Raw genomic sequence first — 26,284 nt, 5'->3', positions numbered from 1 at the left:
CACGCCGTCATCCGAGTGGCGCGCGTTCACCTGTGATTGCGGTGCGTGCAGGCCGGTTTCACGCGACCGGCGACAGGTTCATTGCGGACGCAGCGTCAGCGTGTAGCGGGCCGGTCCCGGCAGGAACGGCGTGGCGCGTCCGTGCACCCAGTCCTCGTGACCCGCGCCCCAGAACGGCGACAGCGGATGTCCGCTCTGGCCGCCGGGCATGTGCACGATGCCGTCGGCCTCGTGCCCGGGCGAGACCACCATCCGCTCGGACGCGCCGAACGCCGGCCCTTGCACGCGCGGCATGTCGCGGTCGCCCGGCAGTTGGTCGGCCGGCATGCACAGCAGCGGCTTGGCGAAGGCGGGCAGAGCGCGCGAGACCGGGTGGCAGATCGCGGCCGTGTTGCGTTCGCCCCAGGTGCGCCTCGACAGCGCGGGGCCCTGTTCGGCAAGGTCCTTTTCCAGCGTGCGCGCGGCATCGGCGAGCAAGGCGTCCCAGCTCGCATGCGGCGGAGGCAGCAGGTTCGCCGGGCGCTTTTCCAGCAACGGCCATGCCACGCCTTCGAACTGCGCCAGCCGCGGCGGCACGTAGGCCTCGCCGAGCCTGGCCTTGGCCGGGGCGAGCAGCCCGGCCTCGAGCATGTCCAGCGTCGTGCCACGGAAGCCGCGCACGATGCGGTAGCTGGCCGACTCCACCGATGCCCTGCCGTCCCAGTGGCGGGTGGCCGCTTCCAGCCGCTGCAGGGCGGGGTCGTCGCTGTGCTCGACCACCTGCCGCAGCAGTTTCCACCAGCGTTCCAGCAGGAGCGCGCGGTCGTCGAGCTGGATCGCCAGCAGGTCCTTCTCGGTGAAGTGGGGCTTGGCGAACAGGTCGTCGCGGATCTGCCGTGCGCGTGCGCCCAGGTCGTAACCGGCGTTGCCGAGCCGGGCGAGCAGCTCGCCATCCACCAGCCGGTTGTTGGCGGTCCACAGGCGATGCGAGGGAGGATCGACCAGGGACGGCGCGCGATCGCTGATCAACGACCATGGCGCGCACGGCGCGTCGATGATCGCGCCGGCGGCCGGCTTCACGTCGGGGACGAGCGCGGGACCGAACGCATCCGGCACGCAGCCGGGACCACGATCCGGGCGCGCACCGATCAGCCGCCAGCCGATGCGGCCGGTGCTGTCGGCGATCATCAGGTTCTGCGTGGGAATGCCGGCGCGGTCGGCAACGGTGAATGCCTGGTCGAGGTTGCCGGCGCGCGCCATGTCGATGAAGTCGAGCCTGACCGCGCCCGGCAACTGGGCGGTCCAGCGCAACGCGAGCAGGCTGCCGTCGGGATCGGTGCCGACGATCGGTCCCCAGGTACTCTCGCGCACCTGCAAGGTGGCGGGTTCCGCGCCGGCGATGCGGATCGTCTCCTCGTGCGTGGTCAGCACATCGGGACCCGCACCGGCCGGGAGCTTCGCGAAGTCGGCGGTATCGATGTAGCTGTTGGTGAAGCCCCAGGCGACGTGGCCGTTGCTGCCGACGATCACCGCCGGGATGCCGGGCAGGGTGAAGCCGGCGACATCGACCTTGCCGCCCGGCGCCTTCGGATCCGGGTAGCGCAGCCGCGCGCGGAACCAGATGTTGGGCGCGCGCAGCGACAGGTGCATGTCGTCGGCGACGATGGCGCGGCCGTCCGCGGTCAGGGTGCCGTCCACCGCGAAGTTGTTGCTGCCCAAGAAGGAATCGGCTGCCGCAGGCGGCCAACCGACGCCTCCCTCCCGCCCGGCGGGAGAGAGGGGGACCGTCCGCGGAGCGGACGGTGGAGTGAATGCCGCAGACGTGCCGGCACTGCCCGCGTCACTTGCCAGCTTGCGCAGATCAAGCGCCGCCGCATCCGGCAGCCGCGCGTTGCCATGAGGCTCCCCGGACAGCGGCGCGTCCCACTCGGAGCCGTCGTGGGCGAGCAGCGCGTACAGCGCCGGCGGCACCACGCCACGGATCCGCGCCAGCGCCAGCTCGCGCTGGTTGCGCGGGTCTTGCAGGTCGGCGTACATCGCCAGGCCGACCAGTATCGAATCGTCCAGGGTCCAGGCACGCGGCCGCTGGCGCACCAGCAGGTAGGCCCAGGGCCGCACGCGCAGCGCGCCCAGGCCTGCGTTGACGCCGTCGCGGTAGGCCTCCAGCACCGGGCCCTGCCCGCCCAGCGATCGCGGCAGGTGCGCCTGCACGCGGGCGCGCAGGCGGTGCACGCGCATCTGCTTGTCGATGTCCAGCGCCGCCGGCCCGAACAGTTCGGCCAGTTCGCCGGCGGACGAGCGCCGCATCAGGTCCATCTCGAAGAAGCGTTCCTGCGCGTGCACGTAGCCGAGCGCGCGCATCGCGTCTGCCTCGCTGGCGGCGTCGATGGTGACCATGCCGAGCGCGTCGCGCTCGATCTTCACGGGCGCGGCCAGGCCGGGCAGGGCCTGGTCGCCCTGCAGGAACGGCAGGCTGCCGCGCAGCATCAGGTAGGCGGCCAAGGCGATGGCCAGCACCAGCACGACGATCGCCAGCAGCAGCCGGCCCAGCAGTTTGCGCATGCCATGGTCCCCCGGGTGGTCGCCCGATGGTAGCCGGTCGGCATGGCAGCCGGGCGACATTGGTTACGCAACTGAAACTGATTCCGATTAGATCATCGCCGCGCCGGATGAGGCACCATGCGCCCGGTCGATCCCACGGAGATCCCCCCATGAAAGGCCATCCCGACGTCGTCGAGTACCTCAAGCAGCTGCTGCGCGGCGAGCTTGCCGCCCGCGACCAGTACTTCATCCATTCGCGCCGTTACGAGGACCAGGGCCTGATGGCGCTGTACCAGCGCATCAACCACGAGATGGAGGAGGAAACCGAGCATGCCGACGCACTGCTGCGGCGCATCCTGTTCCTGGAAGGCGACCCGGACATGCGCCCGTTGCCGTTCGAGCCGGGCAAGACCGTGGTCGAGATGCTGGAGAAGGACCTGCAGGTCGAGTACGAAGTGCGCGCCAACCTCGCCGCCGGCATGAAGCTGTGCGAGGAGCATGGCGACTACGTCAGCCGCGACATCCTGCTCAAGCAGCTGCAGGACACCGAGGAAGATCACGCCTGGTGGCTGGAACAGCAGCTCGGCCTGATCAAGCGCATCGGCCTGGAGCTGTACCAGGTGTCCAAGCTGGGCGTGAGCGGGATAGCCGGCTAGGCTCCATCAATCATCGGCGCTAGGTACCTGGCGCCAACGCATTAGGCGGCTCCAGCCTTCCATGAAGGCTGCGGTAGCTGAGAAGAATGTGATCAGTAATACCACCCCCGCGAGCCAACTCCACAGGCGCAGGTGTGCCAGCAGCAGCAATTCGCATTGCAGGAGCAGACCGATCAGCAGGGCGTAGAACGCATTTCCAGTCAGCATCCAGCGGGCGCGGCGGCCCAGCAGGCCCCCTGGAAGCAGGCGAAGAATGGAGATGGCGACATACCAGCCTAGGGCCAGACTGAACCAACCTGCGGCCAATCCAGCCGGGAGCGTGTCGTTGGTGACTGTGGTCAGAGCGGGAAAGTCTCCGATCGACGTCAAGCGCTTCTGAGGCGTCGCGTAATGGATCGTCATCGGCACGTCCAAACGATCAAGTAGGTGTAACAGGCCCTTGTTGGTCAACCATGCGGCCGCACTGCCGACGATTATCGCCAGTGCGCCGCGCAACCACCAGAAAACGGCGGTGCTATTCGACATTCAGCCCATCCACCTTCTGCCAGCCCCGCGGCAGCAGGTGGCCGCGCGTGGCGCGGGTGCCCAGGTAGGCGTCCAGGTCCTTGAACGAGAGGTTCATCGTGCGCTGGCCGCTGCGCACCAGCAGGGTGTTGCCCGGCGCCACCGCGGCCACCGCGACCACGCGCTCGGTGGCGAGCTTGGCCTTGGGGATCTCGATGAGCTTGTTGCCCTTGCCCTTGTCGAGTTCGGGCAGCTCGGTGGCCGGGATCGCCAGCAGGTTGCCGGCGCTGGTCACCGCCACGATGCGGTCGGTGGCCGGGTTCGCCAGCAGGGCGGGCTGCAGCACGCCGGCGCCGGCGCTCAGGTTGAGCATGGCCTTGCCGGCCTTGTTGCGGCCGGTCAGGTTCTCGAAGCGGGTCACGAAGCCATAGCCGTGCGAGGAGGCGAGCACGAACCGGGTGTCGTTGTCGCCGCTGGCCAGGGCCAGGAACGAAGCGCCGGAGGCGGGCGAGAAACGCCCGGTCAGCGGTTCGCCGTTGCCGCGCGCGGAGGGCAGGGTATGCACGGCGGTGGAATAGGCGCGGCCCTCCGAGTCGAGGAAGGCGACCTGCTGGGTGCTGCGGCTGCGCACCGCCGCCAGCAGCGCGTCGCCCTCGCGATAGGACAGCCCGGCGGCGTCCACGTCGTGGCCCTTGGCCGCGCGGACCCAGCCCTTCTGCGAGAGCACCACGGTCATCGGCTCGCTCGGCACCAGCTCGGTCTCGTCGATCGCCTGCGCGGCCTCGCGCTGCACCAGCGGCGACATGCGCGCGTCGCCGAACTTCTTGGCGTCGGCGGTCAGCTCGTCCTTGATCAGCTTCTTCAGCTTGGCCTTGCTGCCGAGGATGGCGACGATCTGCTCGCGCTCCTTCTCCAGCGCTTCCTGCTCGCCGCGGATCTTCATTTCCTCCAGCCGCGCCAGCTGGCGCAGGCGGGTCTCGAGGATGTACTCGGTCTGCTCCTCCGACAGGCCGAAGCGCGCCATCAGCACGGGCTTGGGTTCGTCCTCGGTGCGGATGATGCGGATCACCTCGTCGAGGTTGAGGAACGCGACCAGCAGGCCTTCCAGCAGGTGCAGGCGGCGCTCGACCTTCTGCAGGCGGTGGTTGAGGCGGCGGGTGACGGTATCGCTGCGGAAGCTCAGCCACTCGTTGAGCAGTTGCTTGAGGTTCTTGACCTGCGGGCGGCCGTCCAGGCCGATCACGTTGAGGTTGACCCGGTAGCTCTTCTCCAGGTCGGTGGTCGCGAACAGGTGGCCCATCAGCTGCTCGGCATCGACCCGGTTCGAGCGCGGCACCAGCACGACGCGGACCGGGTTCTCGTGGTCGGACTCGTCGCGGATGTCCTCCAGCCACGGCAGCTTCTTGGCGCGCATCTGCGCGGCGATCTGCTCGATCACCTTCGACGGCGAGACCTGGTAGGGCAGCGCGGTGACGACGATGTTGCCGTTTTCCTTGGCGAAGGTGGCGCGGGCGCGCACGCTGCCGTTGCCGCTCTCGTAGATCGCGCGCAGGTCGGCGGCCGGGGTGATGATCTCGGCGGTGGTCGGGTAGTCGGGCCCGCGCACGTGCTCGCACAGGTCGGCGACGCTGCAGTCCGGGTCGTCGAGCAGGCGGATCAGCGCGCTGACGATCTCGTTGAGGTTGTGCGGCGGCACGTCGGTGGCCATGCCGACCGCGATGCCGGTGGTGCCGTTGAGCAGCAGGTGCGGCAGCCGCGCCGGCAACCAGGTCGGCTCCTCCAGCGTGCCGTCGAAGTTCGGCGCCCAGTCCACCGTGCCCTGGCCGAGTTCGCCCAGCAGGACCTCGGCGATCGGGGTGAGCTTGGATTCGGTGTAGCGCATCGCCGCGAACGACTTGGGATCGTCCGGCGAACCGAAGTTGCCCTGGCCCTCGATCAGCGGATACCGGTACGAGAACGGCTGCGCCATCAGCACCAGCGCCTCGTAGCAGGCGCTGTCGCCGTGCGGATGGTATTTGCCGATCACGTCGCCGACGGTGCGCGCCGACTTCTTCGGCTTGGCGGCGGCGTTCAGGCCCAGCTCGCTCATCGCGTAGACGATGCGGCGCTGGACCGGCTTGAGCCCGTCGCCGACGAACGGCAGGGCGCGGTCCAGCACCACGTACATGGAGTAGTCGAGGTAGGCGCGTTCGGCGTACTCGCGCAGCGGCAGTTGTTCGAAGCCGTGGAAGGTGGGACGGGTGAGATCGGTCATTGCGTGGGTGATACCTGCTCAGGGTGGGCGCGCGGCGCGGCCGCGACGCTCGAAGGGGCCCGATTATCCGGATGCGGCCGGGGAAGCCAAGCGCGGCGGCGGACGGTGCCGGCCCGACCGTTGCAGATAGCGGCCGGGCGGGGCGCCGTAGTGGCGGGCGAACACGGTGACGAAGGCGCTGGCGCTGCTGTAGCCGAGCTGGTGGGCGATGGCGCCGACCGGCTGGCCCGCGTGCAGCAGCCGCAGCGATTCGGCCAGCCGCGCCTGCTGGCGCCACTGGCCGAAGCTCATGCCGGTCTCTGCGCGGAAGTGCCGGCTCAGGCTGCGCGGCGACAGGCCGGCCCATTGCGCCCAGTAGTCCAGCGCGTGCTCGTCGGCCGGGTCCGCGATCAGGCGCGTCACGATGCGCAGCAGCCGGCGGTCCTGCGGCATTGGCAGGTGCAGGCCTTGCGGCGGCGCATCGCCGAGCTCGTCGAGCAGCACCGCGGCCAGCCGCTGCAGGCGCGGCTCGCCCATCTCCTCGGGCGCGTGCGCGGCCAGGCGCCGCGCCAGGCACTGCACCAGGTCGCTGATGCCGAGCACGCACGGGTGGCCGGGCAGGGCGGTGCAGGCCTCGGGCGTCACCAGTACGCCCCAGCCCCGGATCGGTCCGGAGACCGCCACGGTGTGGCGTTCCCCGGGCGGCATCCAGCCGGCGCAGCCGGCCGGCAGCGACCAGTCGCCGCGCTCGGTGCGCGTGGTCAGCAGCCCCGACTCGACGCAGATCAGCTGGCCGCGGGCATGGTGGTGCCAGTCCACCTCGCGGGCCAGTCCGTGCTCGCTGTGGACCTGGAACGCCAGCAGCGGCGGGCCGTCGAGGCGCTCGAACCAGACGTGGATCGCGGGATCGATCGCGGACTCGGGATTTGGCGTGATTTCGATATCCATTGTCCTAATTGTATTACCAGGCCAGCCCCGTTCGGCCCGAACATACGCGCCTCCAAAGTGCGACTGAATACGCCATTTAGTTCCAGTTTCGATATTTGCGTTGACAAATATTTTCTCCGGAACAAAATGGCGACCCTATGATCTGCTCCCCCTCTCCCCTCCACCCGCCGTCCTTCGGGTTGCTGTTGCGGCAGGTCCGCGACGGCCTCAGGCGCCACCTGGATGCGGAAATGCGCGAGGAACTGCCCGAGTTCGGCTTCAGCCATTACATGGGCCTGAAGGTGCTGGCATCCAGTTCGCCGTGCACCGCCAACGAACTGGCGCAGGCCCTCGAGCAGACGCCGAGCGCGATCACCCGCCTGCTGGACAAGCTCGAGGCGCTCGGCGCCGTCCGCCGCGAGCCGCACGCCCAGGACCGGCGCGCCCTGCAGATCGTGATGACCGACAAGGGGCGCGCGCTGTACGAACGGCTCAAGCGCCGCGGCGACCGGGTCGTGGATTTCGCCTTGCGCGACCTGGTCCCGGAAGAGCGCGAGCAACTCACCCTTCTCCTGACCCGAGTACGCGATTCACTCAATTCGCCATGAACCCAGACCTCCCAACGATCACGCGCATGTGGCGGCCGGTCGCGGTGTCCGCGCTGGCCCTGGCCCTGGCCGCCTGCGCCAGCAGCCGCGGGCTGGCGCCGGAAGGCCGCCTGCTGGACGCGGCCGACGTCCATTCCGAAAAGACCCTGTCCGGCGTCGCGCTGAGCCCGGCCGGCTGGCCGAGCAGCGAGTGGTGGCGGGCGCTGGGCGACCCGCAGCTCGATGCGCTGGTCGCCGAAGGCCTGCAGGGCAGCCCGAGCCTGGCATCGGCCGAAGCGCGCCTGCGCCAGGCCCAGGCCCAGGCCGGCGCGCGCGATGCCGAGCGCAAGCCGAGCCTTTCGGTCTCCGGCGGCTACACCGGCCTGCAACTGCCCGAGTCGATGGTGGGCAGCGAGCTGGGCGGCAGCTACGCCGGCAGCGGCCAGGTCGTGTTCGACTTCAGCTACGGCTTCGACCTGTGGGGCGGCAAGCGCGCCGCCTGGGAAGCCGCGGTGGACCAGGCGCACGCCGCGCAGGTCGATGCGCAGGCGGCCCGGCTCGAACTGTCGGCCGGCATCGCCGAGGCCTATGCCCAGTTCGGCCAGGCCTGGCAGATGCTCGACGTCGCCAACAGCGAGCTGGAACGCTCGCAGAAGGCGCTCGAACTGACCCGCCAGCGCCGCAGCGCCGGCATCGACAGCGACCTGCAACTGCGCCAGGCCGAGGCCCGCGTGCCGGCCGCGCAGCAGCAGGTGCAGGCCGCGCAGCAGCAGATCGACGAAGCCCGCAACGCGCTGGCCGCGCTGGTGGGCAAGGGGCCCGACCGCGGCCTGTCGATCGAGCGCCCGCGCCTGTCCCCGCTGGCGCTGCAACTGCCGAGCGTGCTGCCGGCCGACCTGCTGGGCCGCCGTCCGGACGTGGTCGCCGCGCGCTGGCGCGTGGAGGCGGCCAACAAGGACATCGCCTCGGCCAAGACCCAGTTCTACCCGAGCCTCAACCTGACGGCGCTGGGCGGCGTGGTCAACAACGAGGTCGGCGACCTGCTCAAGAGCGCCTCGGTGTTCGGCGTGGTCGCGCCGGCGCTGAGCCTGCCGATCTTCGACGGCGGCAGGCTGCGCGCCAACCTGGCCGGCAAGGACGCGGCCTACGACCTGGCCGTGGCCGACTACAACCAGAAGGTGATCGGCGCATTGCGCGAGGTCGCCGACCAGGTCAACGCGATGCGCTCGCTGGACGGGCAATTGCAAGCCCAGGCCCAGGCGTTGGCCACCGCCACGTCCGCCCACGACCTGGCGCAGCAGCGCTACCGCGCCGGCATCGGCAGCTACCTCGAAGTGCTGAGCGTGCAGGAGCAGTTGCTGACCGCGCAGCAGCGCATGGCCACGTTGCAGTCGCAGCAGATCCTGGCTTCGGTGCGCCTGCGCCGCGCGCTCGGCGGCGGGTTCGCGCCCGAGTCCGCCGGCAACGCCGCCGCCGAAACCACCTCCCCCGATTCCAAGCATTCCTGAGAGCATCTCCCATGAGTCAGACTCCTTCCGCTTCCCCCTCGACGGACAACGCCGCACCGAGCCGTCGCGGCAAGTTGCTGCGCATCGTCGCGGTGCTGGTGATCGTGCTGCTGGCGGCCGTGGCGATCTGGTACTTCCTGTACGGCCGCTGGTTCGAGGAAACCGACGACGCCTACGTGCAGGGCAACCAGGTGCAGATCACGCCGCTGGTCGGCGGTACCGTGGTCAGCATCGGCGCCGAGGACGGCATGCGCGTGGAACGCGGCCAGCTGCTGGTGCAGCTGGACCCGGCCGACACCGAGGTCGCCCTGCAGCAGGCCGAGGCCAATCTCGCCAAGACCGTGCGCCAGGTGCGCGGCCTGTACCGCAGCGTGGAGAGCGCCCAGGCCGAGCTGTCCGCGCGCCAGGTCACGCTGCAGCGCGCCCGTTCCGACTTCGAGCGCCGCAAGAACCTCGCCGCGAGCGGCGCGATCTCCAACGAGGAGCTGGCGCACGCCCGCGACGAGCTGGCGGCCGCCGAGGCCGCGGTCAGCGGTTCGCGCGAATCCCTGGAGCGCAACCGCGCGCTGGTCGACGACACCGTCGTGGCCACCCAGCCGGACGTGCAGGCCGCCGCAGCGCAGCTGCGCCAGGCCTACCTCAACCACGCGCGCAGCGCGATCGTCGCGCCGGTGTCCGGATACGTCGCGCGCCGCTCGGTGCAGGTCGGCCAGCGCGTGCAGCCCGGGACCGTGCTGATGGCGGTGGTGCCGCTGGAGCAGACCTGGGTCGAGGCCAACTTCAAGGAGACCCAGCTCAAGCACATGCGCCTGGGCCAGGAGGTCGAGCTGCGCTCGGACCTGTACGGCGGCGGCGTGACCTACACGGGCCGCGTCGAGAGCCTCGGGCTGGGCACGGGCAGTGCGTTCTCGCTGCTGCCGGCGCAGAACGCCAGCGGCAACTGGATCAAGATCGTGCAGCGCGTGCCGGTGCGCATCACGATCGATCCCAAGCAGCTGGCCGAGCACCCGCTGCGGATCGGCCTGTCGATGAAGGCCGAGGTCAACCTGCACGACCAGGACGGCCCGGTGCTGCCGGCGCAGCCGGCCAAGGGCCCGGTGTTCGACACCGACGTGTACGCCAAGCAACTGCAGGCGGCCGATGACGATATCCATCGCATCATCCAGGCCAACCTGCCGTCGCAGGCCCAGGCGGGCTGAGCAACGCCATGTCCTCGCAAGCTCCCGCAGCGCCGGCGGCACCGGCGCCCGCTGCCGGCTTCAAGCCGGCCAGCGTGGCGCTGTGCACGATCGGCCTGGCGATGGCGTCGTTCATGCAGGTGCTGGACACGACCATCGCCAACGTCTCGCTGCCGACCATCGCCGGCAACCTCGGCGCCAGCTCGCAGCAGGCGACCTGGGTCATCACCTCGTTCGCGGTCAGCAACGCCATCGCATTGCCGCTGACCGGCTGGCTCAGCCGCCGCTTCGGCGAAACCAAGCTGTTCGTCTGGTCCACGCTGGCCTTCACCCTCGCTTCGCTGCTGTGCGGCCTGGCGCAGAGCATGGGCATGCTGGTGGTTTCGCGCGCGCTGCAGGGCTTCGTGTGCGGACCGATGTACCCGATCACCCAGAGCCTGCTGGTCTCGATCTATCCTCGCGAGAAACGCGGGCAGGCATTGGCGCTGCTGGCGATGATCACGGTGGTGGCGCCGATCGCGGGCCCCATCCTCGGCGGCTGGATCACCGACAACTACAGCTGGGAATGGATCTTCCTGATCAACGTCCCGCTAGGCATCATCGCCAGTTCCATCGTCGGCGCGCAGTTGCGCAATCGCCCCGAACCGACCGAGCGGCCGAAGATGGACTACATCGGCCTGATCCTGCTGGTGGTGGGCGTCGGTGCGCTGCAGATCGTGCTCGACCTGGGCAACGACGAAGACTGGTTCAGCTCGGACAAGATCGTCGTGCTGAGCTGCGTCGCCGCCGTGGCGCTGGTGGTGTTCGTGATCTGGGAACTGACCGACAGGGACCCGATCGTCGACCTGCGCCTGTTCCGGCACCGCAACTTCCGGGCCGGCACGATGGCGCTGATCGTCGCCTATGCCGCGTTCTTCAGCGTCAGCCTGCTGATCCCGCAGTGGCTGCAGCGCGACATGGGCTACACCGCGATCTGGGCGGGCCTGGCCACGGCGCCGATCGGCATCCTGCCGGTGATCATGACGCCGTTCGTCGGCAAGTACGCGCTGCGCTTCGACCTGCGCCTGCTGGCCTCGATCGCGTTCGTGTTCATGTCGTTCACCAGCTTCTACCGCTCCAACTTCAACCTGCAGGTCGACTTCCAGCACGTGGCGACGATCCAGCTGGTCATGGGCGTGGGCGTGGCGCTGTTCTTCATGCCGGTGCTGCAGATCCTGCTGTCGGACCTGGACGGGCGCGAGATCGCGGCGGGCTCGGGCCTGGCGACCTTCCTGCGCACGCTGGGCGGCAGCTTCGCCGCATCGCTGACCACCTACCTGTGGTCGCGGCGGACGGTCGAGCACCACGCGCACCTGACCGAGCACATCTCGGTCTACGACCCGGGCATGCAGGAGCGGGTGGCGGCGATGGGGCAGGGCGACCTGCAGCACGGCGCGGCGTTCCTCAACAACATGATCAACCACCAGGCCTCGCAGATGGGCTTCAACGACATCTTCTACCTGCTGGGCTGGACGTTCCTGGTGATCATCGGCTTCCTGTGGCTGGCCAAGCCGCCGTTCGGCGCCGGCGCCGGAAGCGCCGCCGCGGCAGGCGGCCACTGAGCGGGCGCGCCGCATGACGAAAGCCCCGCCATCGGCGGGGCTTTTTTTACGCGGATCGTCCGGAACGAAGAACGCCGGCCCTGGGCCGGCGTTCTCCATGCGCGACCGGACAGGCTACTTGTCGCGCACGAAGGTGATGATCGAACGCGTGGTGCCGGGCCAGTTCGGCATCTGCCGCCAGGGCGTCAGCACTTCCAGGCGGTCGCCCTCGCGACGGAACTCCCGGCACTGGGTGGTGCCGACCCATTCGGGATTCCAGGCCGCTTCGACCTTGGTGCACCACTGGTTGCCCTTGGTCTGCTCGATGCCGGTGTAGGCGACCAGCGTGTTCAGCAGCGCCGCCCGCTCGGCATCCGTGGTGCCGTTCTTGCGGCCTTCGCCGGTCAGGACGAAGGCGACGCGGTGGTCCTCGGTGAAGATCACGCGGCCGGTGGGATGGTCTCCCATCGCCGGGATCTTCTTGCCGGTGTCCTTGGATTCGACCTGGTAGCTGACCAGCCGCCACGATCCGGCCAGCGGTGCGTCGTCCTTCGCTTGCGCGGTGGCGGCCAGGGCGGCGCCCAGGAGGAGGACGGCTGCTTTCGTGGGGGTCTTCATCGGGAGGATTCCTTCTTTCGCTGGAGAGACGGATCGGTCCTTGATCGATGGAACGCGCTTGCAGCCAGGGGGCGCCGTTTCGCGGATTGTAGGTGCGCCCCCGGGGGTGTCAATCGAACGGCCCGGGCCGCTCCAACCCGCGTTTTGCCGGCGTTCGCGATCGAGGAGCTCCCTCGTATCGCCTCATGCGAGCTGCGGGAGGACTTCCGTCCGACGGGCCTTACCGGTGTCGTTCGACGGGCAAGGCTTCCTACTCCCGCCAGTGGGAGAAGGTGCCCGAAGGGCGGATGAGGGCGCTTCTTGCTTTTGGAAGCAAGCGCTTTCGCCGCTTGGGCGCGTCGCTACCGCAGCTTCCGCACCTGCGTGTCTTCCGGCCTCAGGTCGCCGCCGTCGCCGCCTTGGGGTCTCATTGGCGGGACGGGCTTGCCGGTCCTCCTGTCGATGAGCGTCGAGTGCCGCTCGCCGCGGGCGAACAGGTGGCGCTCGCCCCACTGCCTCAAGGCCACCACCACGGGGAACAGGCTCTCGCCCTTGGCCGTCAGCACGTACTCCTGGTAGGCCGTGCCGTCCGAGGCGGCCTGCGTCTCCAGGATCCCCGCGTCGACCAGCTTGCGCAGGCGATCGGACAGGATGTTGCGCGCCACGCCCAGGTTGCGCTGGAAATCGCCGAAGCGACGCAGCCCGTCGAAGGCATCGCGCACGATGAGCAGGGCCCAGCGGTCGCCGACCACGTCGACGGAGCGGGCGACGGGGCAGGGCTGGTCGTTCGGCGGCTTGCGGTCGGGCACGGCGGGCGATCCGGGCGGGTGTCTTGTGGTTGCAATTTAAAACCGATTGGCGCATCGTTCAATCGGTTTTGTTTTGAAACTGGATTACCCCATGGAAACTTCGTCCCTTGCCGGACCCGCAAACGCCTGCGAAGGAGCGGGCATGCCCCGCGGGCTGGTGTTGTTGTTCGCGGCCGCCAGCGGGCTGAGCGTGGCGAACGTGTACTACGCGCAGCCGTTGCTGGATGCGCTGGCGCGGGATTTCGCCATCGAGCGGGCCGCGATCGGCGGCGTGGTCACCGCCACGCAGGCCGGTTGCGCGCTGGCGCTGCTGTTGCTGGTGCCGCTCGGCGATCGCGTGGACCGCCGGCGGCTGATGGCGGTGCAGTTGCTGGCCCTGGCGGGTGCGCTGGTGGCCGTCGCGCTGGCCCGATCCGCAACGGTATTGCTGCTGGGCATGCTCTGCGTCGGCCTGCTGGGCACCGCCATGACCCAGGGGCTGATCGCGTACGCGGCCAGTGCCGCGGCTCCCGGGGAACAAGGCCATGTGGTGGGCACGGCGCAGGGCGGGGTGTTCATCGGCCTGCTGCTCGCGCGCGTGTTCGCCGGGGGCATCAGCGATCTGGCCGGGTGGCGCGGCGTGTACTTCTGCGCCGCCGGATCGATGCTGGCGATCGCGTGGCCGTTGTGGAGGCGGTTGCCGGCGCTGCCGCCCGCGCCCGGCGGCATGAGCTACCCGCGCTTGCTCGCCTCGATGCTGGCGCTGCTGCGCGAGGAGCGGGTCCTGCAGGTCCGGGGCGTGCTCGCGCTGTTGATGTTCGCGGTCTTCAACATCTTCTGGAGCGCATTGGTGTTGCCGTTGAGCGCGCCGCCCCATGGTTTCTCGCACACGCTCATCGGCGCCTTCGGGCTGGCCGGCGTGGTCGGGGCATTGGCGGCCGCGCGCGCCGGCCGGTGGGCCGACCGGGGATACGGCCAGCGCACCAGCATCGCCGCGCTCGTGGTGCTGCTGCTGGCGTGGTGGCCGCTGTCGCTGATGGACCGTTCGCTGTGGGCGCTGCTGCTCGGGATCGTGCTGCTGGACCTGGGCGGCCAGGCGCTGCACGTGACCAACCAGAGCATGATCTTTCGCACGCGGCCGCAGGCGCACAGCCGGCTGGTCGGGCTTTACATGCTGTTCTATGCGGTCGGCAGCGGGCTCGGAGCGATCGCCACGACCTACGCCTATGCCCGCGCCGGATGGCACGGCGTGTGCCTGCTGGGGGCGGCGGTCAGCTTGCTTGCGGTGGCGTTCTGGGGCGCGACGCGGCGCTGCGTGCCGGACGCCTTCCGCCGACGGTAACGTCGCGGCGCGCCGAGCGGTGCTTCGGAAGCCGGGGCCATGAAGCAGAAAACCCCGCAAAAAGCGGGGTTCTTGGCTTGAGTCGTGGTGCCCAGGAGAGGACTCGAACCTCCACGGTTTTACCCGCTAGTACCTGAAACTAGTGCGTCTACCAATTCCGCCACCTGGGCGACTCAGGAGGGGAATTTTGGCCTGGCCGAGAACGCGTGTCAAGCATTCCGAATCCGATGGCGGGTATTCCTTGTCCCGCACGCGCTCGGCTGGACACAATCGGCGCCACGTACCGGGAGGAGGGTGGCAGATGGCGTACTGGAAACGGGGAGCGCAGGGCGCGCGCGCGATGATGTTCGCGCTGCTGGCGGGGCTGGGCCTGTCGGCGGGCGCGCTGGCGGCCGACGACTTGCCGGTCTCGGCGGTGCCGGCCGACCGGTTGGGCGAGGCGTGGTGGGCGCAGCGCCACCAGCACGTGCTCGAACAGGTGCGTGCGCACCCGGATGCGCCGTTGCTGCTGATCGGCGATTCGATCACCCACAACTACGAGAAGGGCGATCCGCCGGACGAGGATTTCCTGCCGACCTGGAACGCCTTCTACGGTGCGCGCGGCGCGCTCAACCTGGGGTTCAGCGGCGACGGCACGCAGCATGTGCTGTGGCGGCTCGATCACGGCGAAGTCGACGGCCTGCGTCCCAAGGTGGCCGTGGTACTGATCGGCACCAACAACACCGGTTGGCTCGAGCAGAGCGCCGAGCAGGCCCAGCTCGGCATCGATGCGGTGGTGGCCAGGCTGGAGCAGAAACTGCCGCAGACGCACATCCTGTTGCTCGGGCTGCTGCCCAGCGACCTGTCGGCCGAGAAGAGCCGCGCCGATGCCGAGGTCAATCGCTACCTGGCCGAGCGCTATGGCGACAACCCGCGGGTGACCTACCTGGACATCGGCTCGGTGTTCATGCGCGATGGCCGCCTCGACACCACGCGCTTCTACGACACCCGCTTCGATCCGCCGGCCGGCGCGCTGCATCCCGACCCGCGCGGGCAGCGGATGATGGCCGAGGCGATCGAGCCGACCCTGGCGCGCCTGCTCGGCGAGCCGCCGCGCGTGCCGATGGCGCAACTGGGCACGTCGTTCAACACGTCGCTGATCCCCGTGCCGCGGCTGGAACAGGATTCGTACGACTGGTTCGCCCGCCACCACGGCGCCCTGGCCGCCGCGCGCACGCTCGACCCGGAGGTCGTGATGATCGGCGACTCGATCACCCACTTCTGGTCCGGCACGCCGCGCGGCGTGCGCGCGAGCGGGCCGGAATCGTGGCGCTGGCTGTATGGCGATAGGCGCGTGCTGAACCTCGGCTTCGGCTGGGACCGCACCCAGAACGTGCTCTGGCGGATCCGCCAGGGCGAACTGGACGGATTGGACCCGGAGTGGGTCGTCATCAATATCGGGACCAACAATCTCGCCGGCACCGAGCAGGCGCGCACCAGCACCCCGGCCGAGGTCGCCGAAGGCGTGCAGGCGGTGGTGGCGCAGGTCCGGCAGCGGCTGCCCAAGGCGCGGATCGTGCTGATGGCGATCTTCCCGCGCGGGCGCCACGCCGGCGATGCGCTGCGTGCGCCGATCGCCGAGACCAACCGCCTGCTCGCCGCGCATTTCGCCGGCGACCCGTCGGTGCGCTGGCTCGACATCGGCGCGCGCTTCCTCGACAAGGACGGCACGCTGCCGGAATCGCTGTTCCCGGACACGACGCACCCGAACGAGGCCGGCTACCGGATCTGGGCGCAGGCGCTGCGCGAGGCGGGCATCGGCGCCCCGGCCCGTTGAGCCGGGCGCGCCAACGAAAAAACCCGCCGCGAGGCGGGTTTCTTGGATCCTGGTGCCCAGGAGAGGACTGGCGCTCTGACGGTCCTATCCATCTCAAGTTGTTGATTGATAAGGCTTGGCATCAGGCGTTGGTGCCCAGATGTCACACCCCATCGTCGCATATCTAGCCTGCTTCGCGCTACTCAAGAAGGTCCAGCAATTGGCGGGCATCGCTCACCGAGATGAGTTGCCGGCGTCCTAGACGCTTCAGCGCCCGCCGGTAGGTCTTGTCGGACCAAGGCTTCGAGTTCTTGCCGCGAGTGTAGTTTCCGTGGTTGTTAAGCCATGTCATGCATTCGGCAAGCGTGGTGCATCCTTTGGTTAGCGCCTCGCGGGTCCAATCGAATACTTGCAGCGCCTGCTTGTCCGCTGCCGCCTGTCGGGCAGCGTTTGCAGCGGTCGTGTCCATGTTCCGGACCTTCAATAGATTGGGGTTGCCACCGGGGCGAGCCATAGCCTGTATTTGCGAAGTGTCCGAACCTTGGAAGATACCTGCGAGAGCACAAACGCACAACGCTCTTGAAGGTATAGGCAATGGACGACACGGATTCAAAGTATTCGAGAACTGACTTTCAACAACAGGCCGCAGACTGGCTCCAACGCGGGGAGCACAATGTCATGGTGACGTTCACGTTCAGTGGCGACGAGGGAGTTAGCTACAAATTTGCGGAGAAGGTATTCGGCACCTTCGCCCACAAACTGAAGTGCCACCTATTCGGCCAGAAATCGAAGAAGCGGATTCCCATGTGTCCGATAGTGGAAGACTTCGGTAAGGAGATGATGTGGAGCACATCGCCGCCGGGTGTTCGACAAGGAACGCACATCCATTGCCTCATGCGTCTGCCCGGTAGCCCAATGGCCTACAAGGATGTAGTCCGGAAGCTCTGGCGGTCTTCAGGAAGGTTGTGTGGAGACCCAAAAGTGAACTGTCCGAATAGAGACGATTGGTTCATCGAGTTGGATAACGAGCACGACAGGAGCGAATTGACCCATTACGCCCTGAAGAAATGCGACGACAACTTTGATGGAGTGCTTGTTCTGTTTATGCCCATCCGACCGACGATTTAAGAACTCGATTCACTTCGTATGGAGGCATGCCGCCTCGGGCATATCGCTGGCTAGTGGCAGAGGGGAGTAAAGCTCTCCCCAGATTTACTATTACTAAGATTTGACGCGTGATTGGCTCCATGCCCAAGGTTACATCTGTTTCATGGCTTGCTCTCTTCCATCACTGCCTCGTCAATATGGTCCGAAATCTTCATTACCTGACTTCTTATGGCTCTATAGCTTCCATCAATATTGCCATCAAGCAGGTCGCGATTCTCGCCGGTCGTTGTAAATGTTTGACGGAAGTAAAACCTGAACTGCTCAATCTCTTCGTTTACGATGCGAATCCTCGACAGGATTTCAAGAAGAACGTTCTGGAAAGGTATTGAATATGAGCCTAATTGACCTGAGACGGATCGTGTAGCCAGTTGGCTGGTGAGTTCTCTACCCTCGACAGGAAGGAGAGCTCCATGAAGAAGCGATTCACCGACGAGCAGATCATCGGCATCCTGCGCGAGGCCGAGATCGGCGCCATGTCGATCAAGGCCTTGTGCAAGAAGCACAACGTTACCGAGCAGACCTTTTTCCGATGGCGCAACAAGTTCGGCGGCCTTGACGTTCCAGATGCCCGCCGGCTCAAGGACCTCGAGTCCGAGAACGCCCGGCTCAAGCGGTTGGTCGCCGAGCAGATGCTGGTCATCGACGGGATGAAGGAGATCGTCCGAAAAAAATGACGACCCCGTCGGAACGACGCGACACGGTCCAGATGCTGGTCCGTCGGGGTCTCTCGCAGCGCAAGGCCCTTCGATACCTGGGCCTGAGCCGCCGCATCGCCAGCTACGCCCCGCGCCAGGCCGCCAAGGACCAGGCGGTGGCCGAGCGGCTGCTGGCCGCGTCGCCGAAGGTGCCGCGGTTCGGGTATCGCCGGATGGCGGCCTGGCTGGACCTGGGCGAAGCCCGGGTGCGGCGCCTGTGGCGCCAACTGGGTTTGAACATTCCCCGCCGACGACCGCGTCGCCGTCGTTCCGGCAACGACATCCGTCTGCCGGGCGCGGTGCGCCCGAATGCGGTCTGGAGCTACGACTTCGTCCACGACCAGATGGTCGACGGGCGCTCGCTGAAGATGCTGTGCGTGATCGACGAATACACCCGGGAATGCCTGGCCATCGAGGTCGGGGCCAGCCTGCGGGCACAAGACGTGGTCCTGACGCTGTCGCGACTGATGCGGCTTTACGGCAAGCCGGCCTTTGTCCGCTCCGACAACGGCGCCGAGTTCACGGCGGCCAAGGTGATGCGCTGGCTGCGCGACGCGGCGATCGGCCCGGCGTTCATCGCGCCGGGCAGCCCCTGGCAGAACGGCTTCGTCGAGAGCTTCAACGGCAAGCTGCGGGACGAGCTGCTGAACCGCGAATGGTTCCGCAGCCGCGCCGAGGCGAAGGTACTGATCGAACGCTGGCGGCAGTTCTACAACGAGCAGCGGCCGCACAGCGCCCATGGTTACAAACCCCCGGCGAGCGTTCGCCGGAACTGGTCGAAACCCGATACCATCAACCCCGGACTCACTGCCTGATTGGCTACAAGTTCCATACTCAGGTCAGCACCTCAACCGTTCCCGCTACCTCTCCCAAGGTCACCAGCGTGTCGCCAGCAGCTTGCGCAGGCGCGGTGTTTCCATCCATCCCAACATGCCCCCTGATTGCGTTCAGAAGGTCGTTGTAGCGAATGGCTGAACGGGAGACAAGGACGCGCTGGGCAACGTCCAGAGCGGCCAGCCAGTGCCTCGCGGCAAGGTGACGGGCGGTACCGGGATGGGAGGTTCGCAGGGAGGTGCGCAGTTCGACGGGGCTACCGGGGGGCATCCTTTGCCGGCAGGCGAGCGGTATGGGCCAGCGGAAGTAGTAGATGCCGTTGCGGCGGTACAGGAAGCTGCGGGCGGTCATTGGCGTCGTGCTGACCGGCACAGCGTCCTGTCACTCTCTGGGCACCATACCCCCTGACGTGGCACCCCAAAACGCGAAAACCCCGCCAGAGCGGGGTTTCGGGGGTGTTACCCTAAATCAGTGGTGCCCAGGAGAGGACTCGAACCTCCACGGTTTTACCCGCTAGTACCTGAAACTAGTGCGTCTACCAATTCCGCCACCTGGGCAGGTGGGCCGCGAATTCTGGAGGTGAACGCGGTGTCTGTCAATGCCTGCCGGCATGACGGTACGCATGCAGGCGCGCGGTTACCATGGCGCCGATGAAGAAGAAAACGCCAAGCGCCGGCAAGGCGCCCCGCAAGCACGCGACGAAGCAGGCCGCGTCCCCGAAACCGCATGGCAAGGCCGGCAAGCGCGCATTGCCGGCCTGGATGCCGGAGTCGCTCACCGCCCCCGCGCCGAAGGCCGCGAAGCCGGGCAAGGCGGCGGCCGCCGGCAAGCCGCGCGCCGGCAAGTCGCCCGGCGAGGCGCCCAAACCGCGCAAGCCGCTCGGCCCGCCCCCGCAGGCCGGCGGCTTCCACGACCCGCACGCGGCGCGCGAGGCCGAACGCTATGCCGAGCCGATCGCCAGCCGCGAGGCGATCCTGGAATTCCTGGAAGCCTGCGAGGGACCGCAGACCGCGGAGGAAATCGCCGAACGGCTCGGGCTGCAGGCGCGCATCGAGGTGCTCGGCCGCCGGCTCGGGGCGATGGTGCGCGACGGGCAACTGGTGCAGAACCGTCGCGGCGGCTTCGCGCCGGTGCGGCATACCAACCTGATCGCCGGCACGGTGATCGCGAACCCGGACGGGTTCGGCTTCCTCAAGCCCGACGAAGGCGGCGACGACCTGTTCCTGCCGCCGTTCGAGATGCGCAAGGTGATGCACGGCGACCGCGCGCTCGCCAACGTCACCGGCATCGACCGGCGCGGCCGCCGCGAGGGCGCGATCGCGCGCGTGCTGGAACGGCGCATGACCCGGCTGATCGGCCGGTTCTTCTACGAACTGGGCATCGCCTACGTCGAGCCGGACGACAAGCGCGTGCAGCGCAACGTGCAGGTGCCGCCCGACGGCACCGGCGGGGCGAGGGAGGGGCAACTGGTGGTGTGCGAACTGGTCGCGCCGCCGGACGGCCGGCGCCCCGCGATCGGCCGGATCGTCGCCGTGCTCGGCGACAAGCTGACGCCGTCGCTGCTGGTCGAGACCGCGATCCACGGCCACAACCTGCCCTACGAATTCCCGAAGGAAGTGCTGGACGAGGCCGCGGCGGTGCCGCTGGCGGTCGAGCCGGAGATGGTCGGCAAGCGCGTGGACCTGCGCCGCACGCCCCTGGTGACCATCGACGGCGAGGACGCCAAGGACTTCGACGACGCGGTGTACTGCGAGCCGAACAAGGACGGGTTCCGGCTGGTGGTGGCGATCGCCGACGTGTCCCACTACGTGCGGCCGGGGACGCCGCTGGACGACGAGGCGCAAAAGCGCGCCACCTCGGTGTACTTCCCGGGCTTCGTGGTGCCGATGCTGCCGGAGACGCTGTCCAACGGCATCTGCTCGCTGAACCCCAAGGTCGACCGGATGTGCTTCGTCTGCGACATGCAGGTGGACCGCAAGGGCGAAGTGACCGGTTCGCGCTTCTACGAGGCGGTGATGAACTCGCACGCACGCCTGACCTACACGCAGGTCTGGAAGGCGGTGGGCGAGGACGACGCCGAGGCGAAGGCGGCGATAGGCCCGCTGCTGCCGCAGGTGCAGCGGTTGCACCAGCTCTACCAGGTGCTGGCCAAGGCGCGCGCGCGGCGCGGCGCGATCGAGTTCGAGTCCTCGGAAGTGCGCTTCGTGCTCGACAATCGCGGCGAGGTCGCCCAGGCCGGGATGCTGGTGCGCAACGACGCGCACAAGCTGATCGAGGAATGCATGATCGCCGCCAACGTCGAGGCGGCGAAGTACCTGCTGGGCGCGCACATCCCGGCGCCGTACCGCATCCACGAGCGGCCGCCGGAGCACAAGTACGAGGACCTGCTGGAGTTCCTCAAGGAGTTCAAGCTCAGCCTGCCGCCATGGGGCAAGGTCAAGCCCGGCGACTACACCAAGTTGCTGAAGAAGGTGCGCGAGCGCCCGGATGCGGCGCTGCTGGAGTCGGTGCTGCTGCGCAGCCAGAGCCTGGCGGTGTACTCGCCGGACAACAGCGGCCACTTCGGCCTGGCGCTGGAGGCGTACGCGCACTTCACCTCGCCGATCCGCCGCTACCCGGACCTGCTGGTGCACCGCGCGATCAAGTACGGGCTGACCGGCGGCCGCCCGGACAAGTACCTGTACACGCCGCGCGAGATGGCGGCGCTGGCGCTGCAATGCTCCGAGCGCGAGCGCCGCGCCGACGAGGCCGAGCGCGAGGTCGACGAGCGCTACCGCGCGGCGTGGATGGAGAAGCACGTCGGCGGCCGCTTCGACGGCGTGATCAGCGGCGTGACCAGTTTCGGCCTGTTCGTGGAACTGGACGAGTCGAAGGTCAACGGCCTGGTGCACGTCACCCAGCTGCCGCAGGACTATTACCACTTCGACGCGGTGCGCAAGACGCTGACCGGCGAGCGCCGCGGCATGGAGTACCGGCTCGGCGACCGGGTACGCGTGCTGGTGCTGAAGGCCAGCATGGAGGAGCGCAAGATCGACTTCCGGCTGGTGGAGCGGCTGGACCAGCCGGAGGCCGATGGCCTGCCGCCGCTGCCGCCGCGCGGCAAGCCGGCCAAGCGGACCAAGCAGAAATACTGAGGGGGCGACCATGACGGACGAATACAGCGGCGGATGCCAGTGCGGAGCGGTGCGTTTCCACGCGCGCGGCACGCTGGACCATGCCTCGATCTGCCATTGCCGGATGTGCCAGAAGGCGTTCGGCGCCTACTACGCGCCGCTGGTGTCGGTGCGCGGCGCGGAATTCGCCTGGACGCGCGGGGAGCCGAAGCGCTTCGCCTCCTCGAACCTGGTCAAGCGCGGCTTCTGCGCCGAATGCGGCACGCCGCTGACCTACGAGGCGCCGGACGGCATGGCGATCGCGGCCGGCGCGTTCGACCAGCCGGAACGGCTGCCGCCGACGCTGCAGTACGGCCTGGAAGCCAAGCTGCCGTTCGTCGATACCCTGCATGCGCTGCCCGGCACGCGCACCGAGCAGGACGTGGAGGCGACGGAGTTCCTGGCGCGGCTCGTGTCGAACCAGCATCCGGACCACGACACCCAGCGCTGGCCTTGATGAGTTGGAACATTATTCGTGGGAGGGACTTCAGTCCCGACAGGGGTGGTCTTCCAAAAGCGTCGGGACTGAAGTCCCTCCCATAATGAAGACCTCTTCCTGAGGTGGAGCATGGCGGCGATGGCCGCCAGCGCCTACCATGCCCGCTTTCTTTTCCAGTAGCCCGCCATGAGCAAGCAGAACCAGTGGATCGTCGGCGTCAACGCCGTCGCTTCCTCGATCGAGAACGATGCCGACAACGTCCGCGAGGTCCTGGTCGAGGCGGGCAGCAAGAACCCGCGCCTGACCGAGATCGAGGAGAACGCCCGCCGCAAGGGCATCGACGTGCGCCGGGTCAATGCGCAGGCGCTGGACGGCGTCGGCGGCGGCGTCCGCCACCAGGGCGTGGCGGCGCGGTACGCCGCGGCGCGAACCTGGAACGAGAACGAGCTTGAAGGCCTGGTCGAGGCCGCCGGGGGCAAGGCGCTGCTGCTGGTGCTCGACGGCGTGCAGGACCCGCACAACCTCGGCGCCTGCCTGCGCAGCGCGGCCGCGGCGGGCGTCACCGCGGTGGTCATCCCCAAGGACAAGTCGGCCACGATCAACGCCACGGTGCGCAAGACCTCGGCCGGTGCCGCCGACCGCATCCCGGTGGTGGCGGTGACCAACCTGGTGCGCTGCCTGCGCGACCTGCAGAAGCAAGGCGTATGGATCTACGGCCTGGCCGGCGAGGCGGAAGGCTCCCTGTATGCGCTGGACCTGCGCGGCAACGTCGCGCTGGTGCTGGGAGGCGAGGCCGACGGCCTGCGCCGGCTGACCCGCGAACAGTGCGATCAGTTGGTACGCATCCCGATGCCGGGCGAGATCGAGAGCCTGAACGTGTCGGTCGCGGCCGGCGTGACGTTGTTCGAGGCGGTCCGGCAGCGCGGCTGAGGCCGCGGCGTTCGCTCGAAAGGTGGCGGCCGGGGCAGGGCTCGGCCGCGATGGCCAGGGAAACCGAAGCCTCGCGTGCCGCCCGCGCCTTGCGGATGCGACTTGGCTAGCCGGCGCCTGCCGCGCCTGTTGGCCAGGCATTGGCGATCTTGCAGAACAGCCGCGCGGTCTGCTCCGTGTCGTAGACCGCGCTGTGCGCGTCGGCCGCGTTCCACTCCAGCCCGGCCGCCTGCACCGCGCGCGCGAGCACGGTCTGGCCATAGGCCACGCCGGCCAGCGTCACCGTGTCGAACACGCTGAACGGGTGGAACGGGTTGCGCTTGTGCGCGGTACGCGCGACCGCGGCATTGAGGAAGTTGAGGTCGAAGTGGGCGTTGTGGCCGACCAGGATCGCGCGCTGGCAACCGTAGCGTTTCACCGCCTCGCGGACCGGGGCGAACACGTGGTCCAGCGCGGCCTTTTCCTCCTTGGCGAAGCGGAACGGATGGTCGAGCACGATGCCGGTGACTTCCAGCGACTTGGGATCGATATCGGTGCCCGGGGCGGGCACCACGTGCGCGCTGGTGGTCTGGCCGGGCCGGAACAGCCCGTTCTCGTCCATCTCGATCGGCACGCAGGCGATTTCCAGCAGGGCGTGCCGGTTCCAGTCGAAGCCGCCGGTCTCCACGTCCACGACCACGGGAAGGTAACCGCGGAAGCGTCGCGACATCGGGATCACGGAGGGGACGGGTGGGGTTTCGACGTTGTTGCTCATCGCAATAGCCTAGCAGGTCGAAAAACATCCGCCGTTGCGGGCCTGGCCCTTTTCCTGGCTGATTCGATGCGGCGCGGGATACGGCCGGGCCCGTTCCATGCTTCCCGTGCCGGCCCCGCATCAGGGCGCGGTGCCGAGGATCGTGCCCTGCTCGCGCAGCCGGTACAGCAACTGCGCGCCGTCCTGCAGGAAGGCTTCGCGGGCGGATGCGCCGGCTTCGGCGGCGAGCCGTTCGAGCGTGCGCCTGCCGCTGCCGGCCCCGGCTTCGCCCAGCAGCGCGACCAGGCGGGCGGCCAAGGGAGACAGTTCGGCGAAGCGCACCTGGCCGTCCCGGCGATGCGCCAACAGCCAGATGGGGGCGGGCGGCGGCGCCTCCGGCTGGAAATCGGGGCCGATCCGGTGCACGGGCCAGCGATAGCCGAGCAACCGCACGGCCGGCGACGGCACGGGAGTGCCGGCGAGCAGATCGCCATCGGGGAGGTGCGGCGGGAGCGGAGCGCCGTCGAGCAGCAAGTCCAGCTCGATCCATTCGTAGTGCGCCAGTTCCGGCAGCCAGGGCGGCAGCGCGGCGGGGTCGCGCTCGTCCAGGTAATCGAGGAACTCCCGGCCTATTTCGGTGAACAGCGGCGAGCGCGCGCGATGGTCGCGGGCGAAGTCGTCGCACAGCCGCCGCCACGCCGCGTCGCCGAGCGTGCGACGCAGCACGGGGAAGTTGCCGGACAGCAGGCTTTCCAGGTTGTTGAGGTAAAGCTCGCGATAGACCTGCAGCCGCCGCGGATCCATCCCTGCGGGGGCCGGCGCATGCGCGGGATCGCGCAGGTGCGCGGCGAATCCCGCCAGCAGGCGTTCGAGCGCTTCAGGCATGCGCGGCCTGCACGGGGAACGCGCGTTGCAGGTCGCGGACCCGTTCCAGCTCGTCCAGCAGTCGCGCCAGCGGCGGCAGGTTGAAATCCCTTTCCAGCAGGGTGGGGCGCACGCCATGGCGGGCATAGGCGTGCGCGAGCAGCCGCCAGGTGTCGGCATGCACGTCCCGGCCATGGCTGTCGATCTTCAGGCCGGGCGCTTCGTCGTGGTGGCCGGCGATGTGGTAGCTGGCGATGCGCGCGGAGGGCATCGCGTCGATGAAGGCGCGCGCGTCGTAGCCCTGGTTGACCGCGTTGACGTGCACGTTGTTGACGTCGAGCAGCAGGTCGCAGCCGGCCTCGTCCAGCACGGCGCGCACGAATTCCGGTTCGGACAGGCGGGCCTGCCCGGGCGAGGGCAGCTCGGCGTAGTACGAAACGTTCTCCACCGCGATGCGCCGGCCGAGCACGTCCTGCACGCGGCGGATGCGCGCCGCGACGTGGCGCACGGCTTCCTCGGTGAACGGCAGCGGCATCAGCTCGTAGAGCTGGCCATCGTCGCTGCACCAGCTCAGGTGCTCGCTGTAGAGCGCGACGTGGTGACGGTCCAGGAACCGGCGGGTGCGCCGCAGGAATTCCTCGTCGAGCGGCGCGACGCCGCCGAGCGAAAGCGACAGCCCATGGCAGGTCAGCGGATGCCGTTCGGCGAGCGCCTGCAACTGCTCGCCGAGCGCGCCGCCGACGCCGATCCAGTTGTCGGGCGCGCATTCGAGGAAATCGAAGGCGCTGGCCGGGGCTTCCAGCAGTGCGCCGATCAGGCCACGCCGCAGGCCGAGGCCCGCGGCGAGGTGCGGCGCCGCGCCGTCAGAGCGCGCCACCGCATTTGCCTTCGCCGCACTTGCCTTCGCTCATCTGCTTGCCGGAAGCGTCCTTCTTCTTCTCGCCGTGCTTGGCCTTGTCGGCGTGCGCCGGCGCCGGCTCGGAGGCGTCCTGTTTTTCCTGCGGCCTGGGAGCGGCGTCCTGCCGCGGGACCGGGGTCTGCCGGGGCTGGGGATCCTTCGGCGTGGCGGTCGTGTCCTGCGCGGCGCCCAGGGCGTATCCCTGGGCCAGGTCGGTCATCGCGAAACCCGGCGATGCCAGCAGGCTGCCGCCCACCAGGACTGCGCCCAGGGTCGCCGTACGGTTGATGCGGTTCATGTCGTGCTCCGGTCGCGTGGATGAGCCGGCAGCTTAGCGCGCTCCAGGGGGACGTGGAC

23 protein-coding genes, 2 tRNA genes and 1 pseudogene are annotated in these 26,284 nt (G+C 68.5%); 12 read left to right on the top strand and 14 right to left on the bottom strand.

The window, feature by feature from the left end; all coding sequences use genetic code 11:
• Positions 1-78: 78 nt before the first annotated feature.
• A complete protein-coding gene (locus tag M3M27_RS13675; RefSeq protein ID WP_434025967.1) occupies positions 79-2,541 on the bottom strand; it encodes a penicillin acylase family protein in 2,463 nt (820 codons plus the stop codon).
• Positions 2,542-2,690: 149 nt separating this feature from the next.
• Between M3M27_RS13675 and bfr the strand changes: the two genes are divergently transcribed.
• Positions 2,691-3,176 (top strand): bacterioferritin, encoded by a 486-nt coding sequence (gene bfr, locus M3M27_RS13670; protein ID WP_434025965.1) that lies wholly within the window; start codon positions 2,691-2,693, stop codon positions 3,174-3,176.
• Positions 3,177-3,182: 6 nt separating this feature from the next.
• On the opposite strand, the gene M3M27_RS13665 is transcribed toward bfr, so the two are convergent.
• From M3M27_RS13665 to M3M27_RS13655, 3 genes are all read right to left on the bottom strand, one after another.
• Complete coding sequence (locus M3M27_RS13665) at positions 3,183-3,701, bottom strand: hypothetical protein (protein ID WP_434025964.1); 519 nt, start codon at positions 3,699-3,701, stop codon at positions 3,183-3,185.
• Complete coding sequence (gene parC / locus M3M27_RS13660; protein WP_434025963.1) at positions 3,691-5,934, bottom strand: DNA topoisomerase IV subunit A; 2,244 nt, start codon at positions 5,932-5,934, stop codon at positions 3,691-3,693. The genes M3M27_RS13665 and parC overlap by 11 nt, the downstream gene beginning before the upstream one ends.
• A 63-nt stretch (positions 5,935-5,997) precedes the next feature.
• Positions 5,998-6,861: an AraC family transcriptional regulator gene (locus tag M3M27_RS13655; protein WP_140722113.1), complete on the bottom strand. Its 864-nt coding sequence runs from the start codon at positions 6,859-6,861 to the stop codon at positions 5,998-6,000.
• A 137-nt stretch (positions 6,862-6,998) separates the two neighbouring features.
• Between M3M27_RS13655 and M3M27_RS13650 the strand changes: the two genes are divergently transcribed.
• Genes M3M27_RS13650 through M3M27_RS13635 form a run of 4 tightly spaced genes read left to right on the top strand, consistent with a single transcriptional unit; the run spans position 6,999 to position 11,714 of the window.
• Complete coding sequence (locus tag M3M27_RS13650) at positions 6,999-7,448, top strand: MarR family winged helix-turn-helix transcriptional regulator (protein ID WP_140722109.1); 450 nt, start codon at positions 6,999-7,001, stop codon at positions 7,446-7,448.
• Positions 7,445-8,935 (top strand): efflux transporter outer membrane subunit, encoded by a 1,491-nt coding sequence (locus M3M27_RS13645; protein ID WP_434025962.1) that lies wholly within the window; start codon positions 7,445-7,447, stop codon positions 8,933-8,935. The genes M3M27_RS13650 and M3M27_RS13645 overlap by 4 nt, the downstream gene beginning before the upstream one ends.
• 11 nt (positions 8,936-8,946) lie before the next feature.
• Positions 8,947-10,134 carry a biotin/lipoyl-binding protein gene (locus M3M27_RS13640; protein WP_140722082.1) on the top strand — a complete coding sequence of 396 codons (1,188 nt, stop codon included), beginning with the start codon at positions 8,947-8,949 and terminating at the stop codon, positions 10,132-10,134.
• 8 nt (positions 10,135-10,142) lie between these two features.
• Positions 10,143-11,714 (top strand): DHA2 family efflux MFS transporter permease subunit, encoded by a 1,572-nt coding sequence (locus M3M27_RS13635; protein WP_140722079.1) that lies wholly within the window; start codon positions 10,143-10,145, stop codon positions 11,712-11,714.
• 114 nt (positions 11,715-11,828) lie between these two features.
• Here the strand turns inward: M3M27_RS13635 and M3M27_RS13630 are convergent, their stop codons facing one another.
• The gene (locus tag M3M27_RS13630) at positions 11,829-12,311 is read right to left on the bottom strand and encodes a lipocalin-like domain-containing protein (RefSeq protein WP_140722076.1); all 483 of its coding nucleotides are present in this window, start codon (positions 12,309-12,311) and stop codon (positions 11,829-11,831) included.
• Positions 12,312-12,652: 341 nt separating this feature from the next.
• Positions 12,653-13,099 (bottom strand): winged helix-turn-helix transcriptional regulator, encoded by a 447-nt coding sequence (locus M3M27_RS13625; protein WP_434025961.1) that lies wholly within the window; start codon positions 13,097-13,099, stop codon positions 12,653-12,655.
• Between the two features lie 142 nt (positions 13,100-13,241).
• On the opposite strand from M3M27_RS13625, the gene M3M27_RS13620 reads away from it, so the two are divergent.
• On the top strand, positions 13,242-14,420 hold the full coding sequence (locus M3M27_RS13620; protein WP_218569628.1) for an MFS transporter: 1,179 nt from the start codon (positions 13,242-13,244) through the stop codon (positions 14,418-14,420).
• A gap of 85 nt (positions 14,421-14,505) precedes the next feature.
• Here M3M27_RS13620 and M3M27_RS13615 read toward each other — a convergent pair.
• Positions 14,506-14,590: transfer RNA gene (locus M3M27_RS13615), tRNA-Leu, on the bottom strand.
• Between the two features lie 173 nt (positions 14,591-14,763).
• Between M3M27_RS13615 and M3M27_RS13610 the strand changes: the two genes are divergently transcribed.
• Positions 14,764-16,236, top strand: a complete 1,473-nt coding sequence (locus M3M27_RS13610; RefSeq protein ID WP_434028022.1) for a GDSL-type esterase/lipase family protein — start codon at positions 14,764-14,766, stop codon at positions 16,234-16,236.
• A gap of 178 nt (positions 16,237-16,414) precedes the next feature.
• Here the strand turns inward: M3M27_RS13610 and M3M27_RS13605 are convergent, their stop codons facing one another.
• A complete protein-coding gene (locus M3M27_RS13605; RefSeq protein WP_434025960.1) occupies positions 16,415-16,684 on the bottom strand; it encodes a hypothetical protein in 270 nt (89 codons plus the stop codon).
• 125 nt (positions 16,685-16,809) lie between these two features.
• Here M3M27_RS13605 and M3M27_RS13600 point away from each other — a divergent pair, with 125 nt between their 5' ends.
• Both M3M27_RS13600 and M3M27_RS13595 read left to right on the top strand, forming a co-directional pair.
• The gene (locus M3M27_RS13600; RefSeq protein ID WP_434025959.1) at positions 16,810-17,343 is read left to right on the top strand and encodes a hypothetical protein; all 534 of its coding nucleotides are present in this window, start codon (positions 16,810-16,812) and stop codon (positions 17,341-17,343) included.
• A 449-nt stretch (positions 17,344-17,792) separates the two neighbouring features.
• Positions 17,793-18,892, top strand: a protein-coding gene (locus M3M27_RS13595) for an IS3 family transposase (protein WP_109724937.1) whose coding sequence is annotated in 2 segments (ribosomal slippage) — positions 17,793-18,042 and positions 18,042-18,892 — 1,101 coding nt in all. Because the reading frame shifts where the segments join, the coding sequence is not laid out codon by codon here.
• Positions 18,893-18,911: 19 nt separating this feature from the next.
• Here M3M27_RS13595 and M3M27_RS13590 read toward each other — a convergent pair.
• Positions 18,912-19,262 (bottom strand): DUF6538 domain-containing protein, encoded by a 351-nt coding sequence (locus M3M27_RS13590; protein WP_434025958.1) that lies wholly within the window; start codon positions 19,260-19,262, stop codon positions 18,912-18,914.
• A 121-nt stretch (positions 19,263-19,383) separates the two neighbouring features.
• Positions 19,384-19,468 (bottom strand) — tRNA-Leu (locus tag M3M27_RS13585).
• A 192-nt stretch (positions 19,469-19,660) separates the two neighbouring features.
• Between M3M27_RS13585 and rnr the strand changes: the two are divergent.
• The 3 genes and pseudogenes from rnr to rlmB all read left to right on the top strand — a co-directional run.
• Positions 19,661-22,045: pseudogene (gene rnr, locus M3M27_RS13580) on the top strand (ribonuclease R); the annotation flags it as partial.
• Between the two features lie 10 nt (positions 22,046-22,055).
• Positions 22,056-22,520, top strand: coding sequence for a GFA family protein (locus tag M3M27_RS13575; RefSeq protein ID WP_140722064.1), 465 nt, complete (start codon positions 22,056-22,058; stop codon positions 22,518-22,520).
• A 168-nt stretch (positions 22,521-22,688) separates the two neighbouring features.
• Complete coding sequence (rlmB, locus tag M3M27_RS13570) at positions 22,689-23,432, top strand: 23S rRNA (guanosine(2251)-2'-O)-methyltransferase RlmB (protein ID WP_140722060.1); 744 nt, start codon at positions 22,689-22,691, stop codon at positions 23,430-23,432.
• A 106-nt stretch (positions 23,433-23,538) separates the two neighbouring features.
• On the opposite strand, the gene rnt is transcribed toward rlmB, so the two are convergent.
• The 4 genes from rnt to M3M27_RS13550 all read right to left on the bottom strand — a co-directional run bounded on the left by rnt (position 23,539) and on the right by M3M27_RS13550 (position 26,225).
• Positions 23,539-24,186, bottom strand: a complete 648-nt coding sequence (gene rnt, locus M3M27_RS13565) for a ribonuclease T (protein ID WP_434025957.1) — start codon at positions 24,184-24,186, stop codon at positions 23,539-23,541.
• Between the two features lie 120 nt (positions 24,187-24,306).
• Positions 24,307-25,050, bottom strand: a complete 744-nt coding sequence (locus M3M27_RS13560; RefSeq protein ID WP_434025956.1) for an HvfC family RiPP maturation protein — start codon at positions 25,048-25,050, stop codon at positions 24,307-24,309.
• A complete protein-coding gene (locus M3M27_RS13555) occupies positions 25,043-25,906 on the bottom strand; it encodes an HvfB family MNIO-type RiPP peptide maturase (RefSeq protein WP_434025955.1) in 864 nt (287 codons plus the stop codon). Before M3M27_RS13555 ends, M3M27_RS13560 begins: the two co-directional genes overlap by 8 nt.
• The gene (locus M3M27_RS13550; RefSeq protein WP_434025954.1) at positions 25,893-26,225 is read right to left on the bottom strand and encodes a hypothetical protein; all 333 of its coding nucleotides are present in this window, start codon (positions 26,223-26,225) and stop codon (positions 25,893-25,895) included. Before M3M27_RS13550 ends, M3M27_RS13555 begins: the two co-directional genes overlap by 14 nt.
• Positions 26,226-26,284: the final 59 nt, after the last annotated feature.

The organism is Xanthomonas boreopolis, assembly GCF_046529185.1.
In the GTDB taxonomy this organism is placed as follows: Bacteria; Pseudomonadota; Gammaproteobacteria; order Xanthomonadales; family Xanthomonadaceae; genus Pseudomonas_S; species Pseudomonas_S boreopolis.
This window is presented reverse-complemented; position numbering and strand designations above follow the sequence as displayed.

Coding starts and splice junctions, on each gene's coding strand:
- M3M27_RS13675 (WP_434025967.1), bottom strand. CDS start 2,541: ATGCGCAAACTGCTGGGCCGGCTGCTGCTGGCGATCGTCGTGCTGGTG.
- bfr (WP_434025965.1), top strand. CDS start 2,691: ATGAAAGGCCATCCCGACGTCGTCGAGTACCTCAAGCAGCTGCTGCGC.
- M3M27_RS13665 (WP_434025964.1), bottom strand. CDS start 3,701: ATGTCGAATAGCACCGCCGTTTTCTGGTGGTTGCGCGGCGCACTGGCG.
- parC (WP_434025963.1), bottom strand. CDS start 5,934: ATGACCGATCTCACCCGTCCCACCTTCCACGGCTTCGAACAACTGCCG.
- M3M27_RS13655 (WP_140722113.1), bottom strand. CDS start 6,861: ATGGATATCGAAATCACGCCAAATCCCGAGTCCGCGATCGATCCCGCG.
- M3M27_RS13650 (WP_140722109.1), top strand. CDS start 6,999: ATGATCTGCTCCCCCTCTCCCCTCCACCCGCCGTCCTTCGGGTTGCTG.
- M3M27_RS13645 (WP_434025962.1), top strand. CDS start 7,445: ATGAACCCAGACCTCCCAACGATCACGCGCATGTGGCGGCCGGTCGCG.
- M3M27_RS13640 (WP_140722082.1), top strand. CDS start 8,947: ATGAGTCAGACTCCTTCCGCTTCCCCCTCGACGGACAACGCCGCACCG.
- M3M27_RS13635 (WP_140722079.1), top strand. CDS start 10,143: ATGTCCTCGCAAGCTCCCGCAGCGCCGGCGGCACCGGCGCCCGCTGCC.
- M3M27_RS13630 (WP_140722076.1), bottom strand. CDS start 12,311: ATGAAGACCCCCACGAAAGCAGCCGTCCTCCTCCTGGGCGCCGCCCTG.
- M3M27_RS13620 (WP_218569628.1), top strand. CDS start 13,242: ATGCCCCGCGGGCTGGTGTTGTTGTTCGCGGCCGCCAGCGGGCTGAGC.
- M3M27_RS13610 (WP_434028022.1), top strand. CDS start 14,764: ATGTTCGCGCTGCTGGCGGGGCTGGGCCTGTCGGCGGGCGCGCTGGCG.
- M3M27_RS13605 (WP_434025960.1), bottom strand. CDS start 16,684: ATGGACACGACCGCTGCAAACGCTGCCCGACAGGCGGCAGCGGACAAG.
- M3M27_RS13600 (WP_434025959.1), top strand. CDS start 16,810: ATGGACGACACGGATTCAAAGTATTCGAGAACTGACTTTCAACAACAG.
- M3M27_RS13590 (WP_434025958.1), bottom strand. CDS start 19,262: ATGACCGCCCGCAGCTTCCTGTACCGCCGCAACGGCATCTACTACTTC.
- M3M27_RS13575 (WP_140722064.1), top strand. CDS start 22,056: ATGACGGACGAATACAGCGGCGGATGCCAGTGCGGAGCGGTGCGTTTC.
- rlmB (WP_140722060.1), top strand. CDS start 22,689: ATGAGCAAGCAGAACCAGTGGATCGTCGGCGTCAACGCCGTCGCTTCC.
- rnt (WP_434025957.1), bottom strand. CDS start 24,186: ATGAGCAACAACGTCGAAACCCCACCCGTCCCCTCCGTGATCCCGATG.
- M3M27_RS13560 (WP_434025956.1), bottom strand. CDS start 25,050: ATGCCTGAAGCGCTCGAACGCCTGCTGGCGGGATTCGCCGCGCACCTG.
- M3M27_RS13550 (WP_434025954.1), bottom strand. CDS start 26,225: ATGAACCGCATCAACCGTACGGCGACCCTGGGCGCAGTCCTGGTGGGC.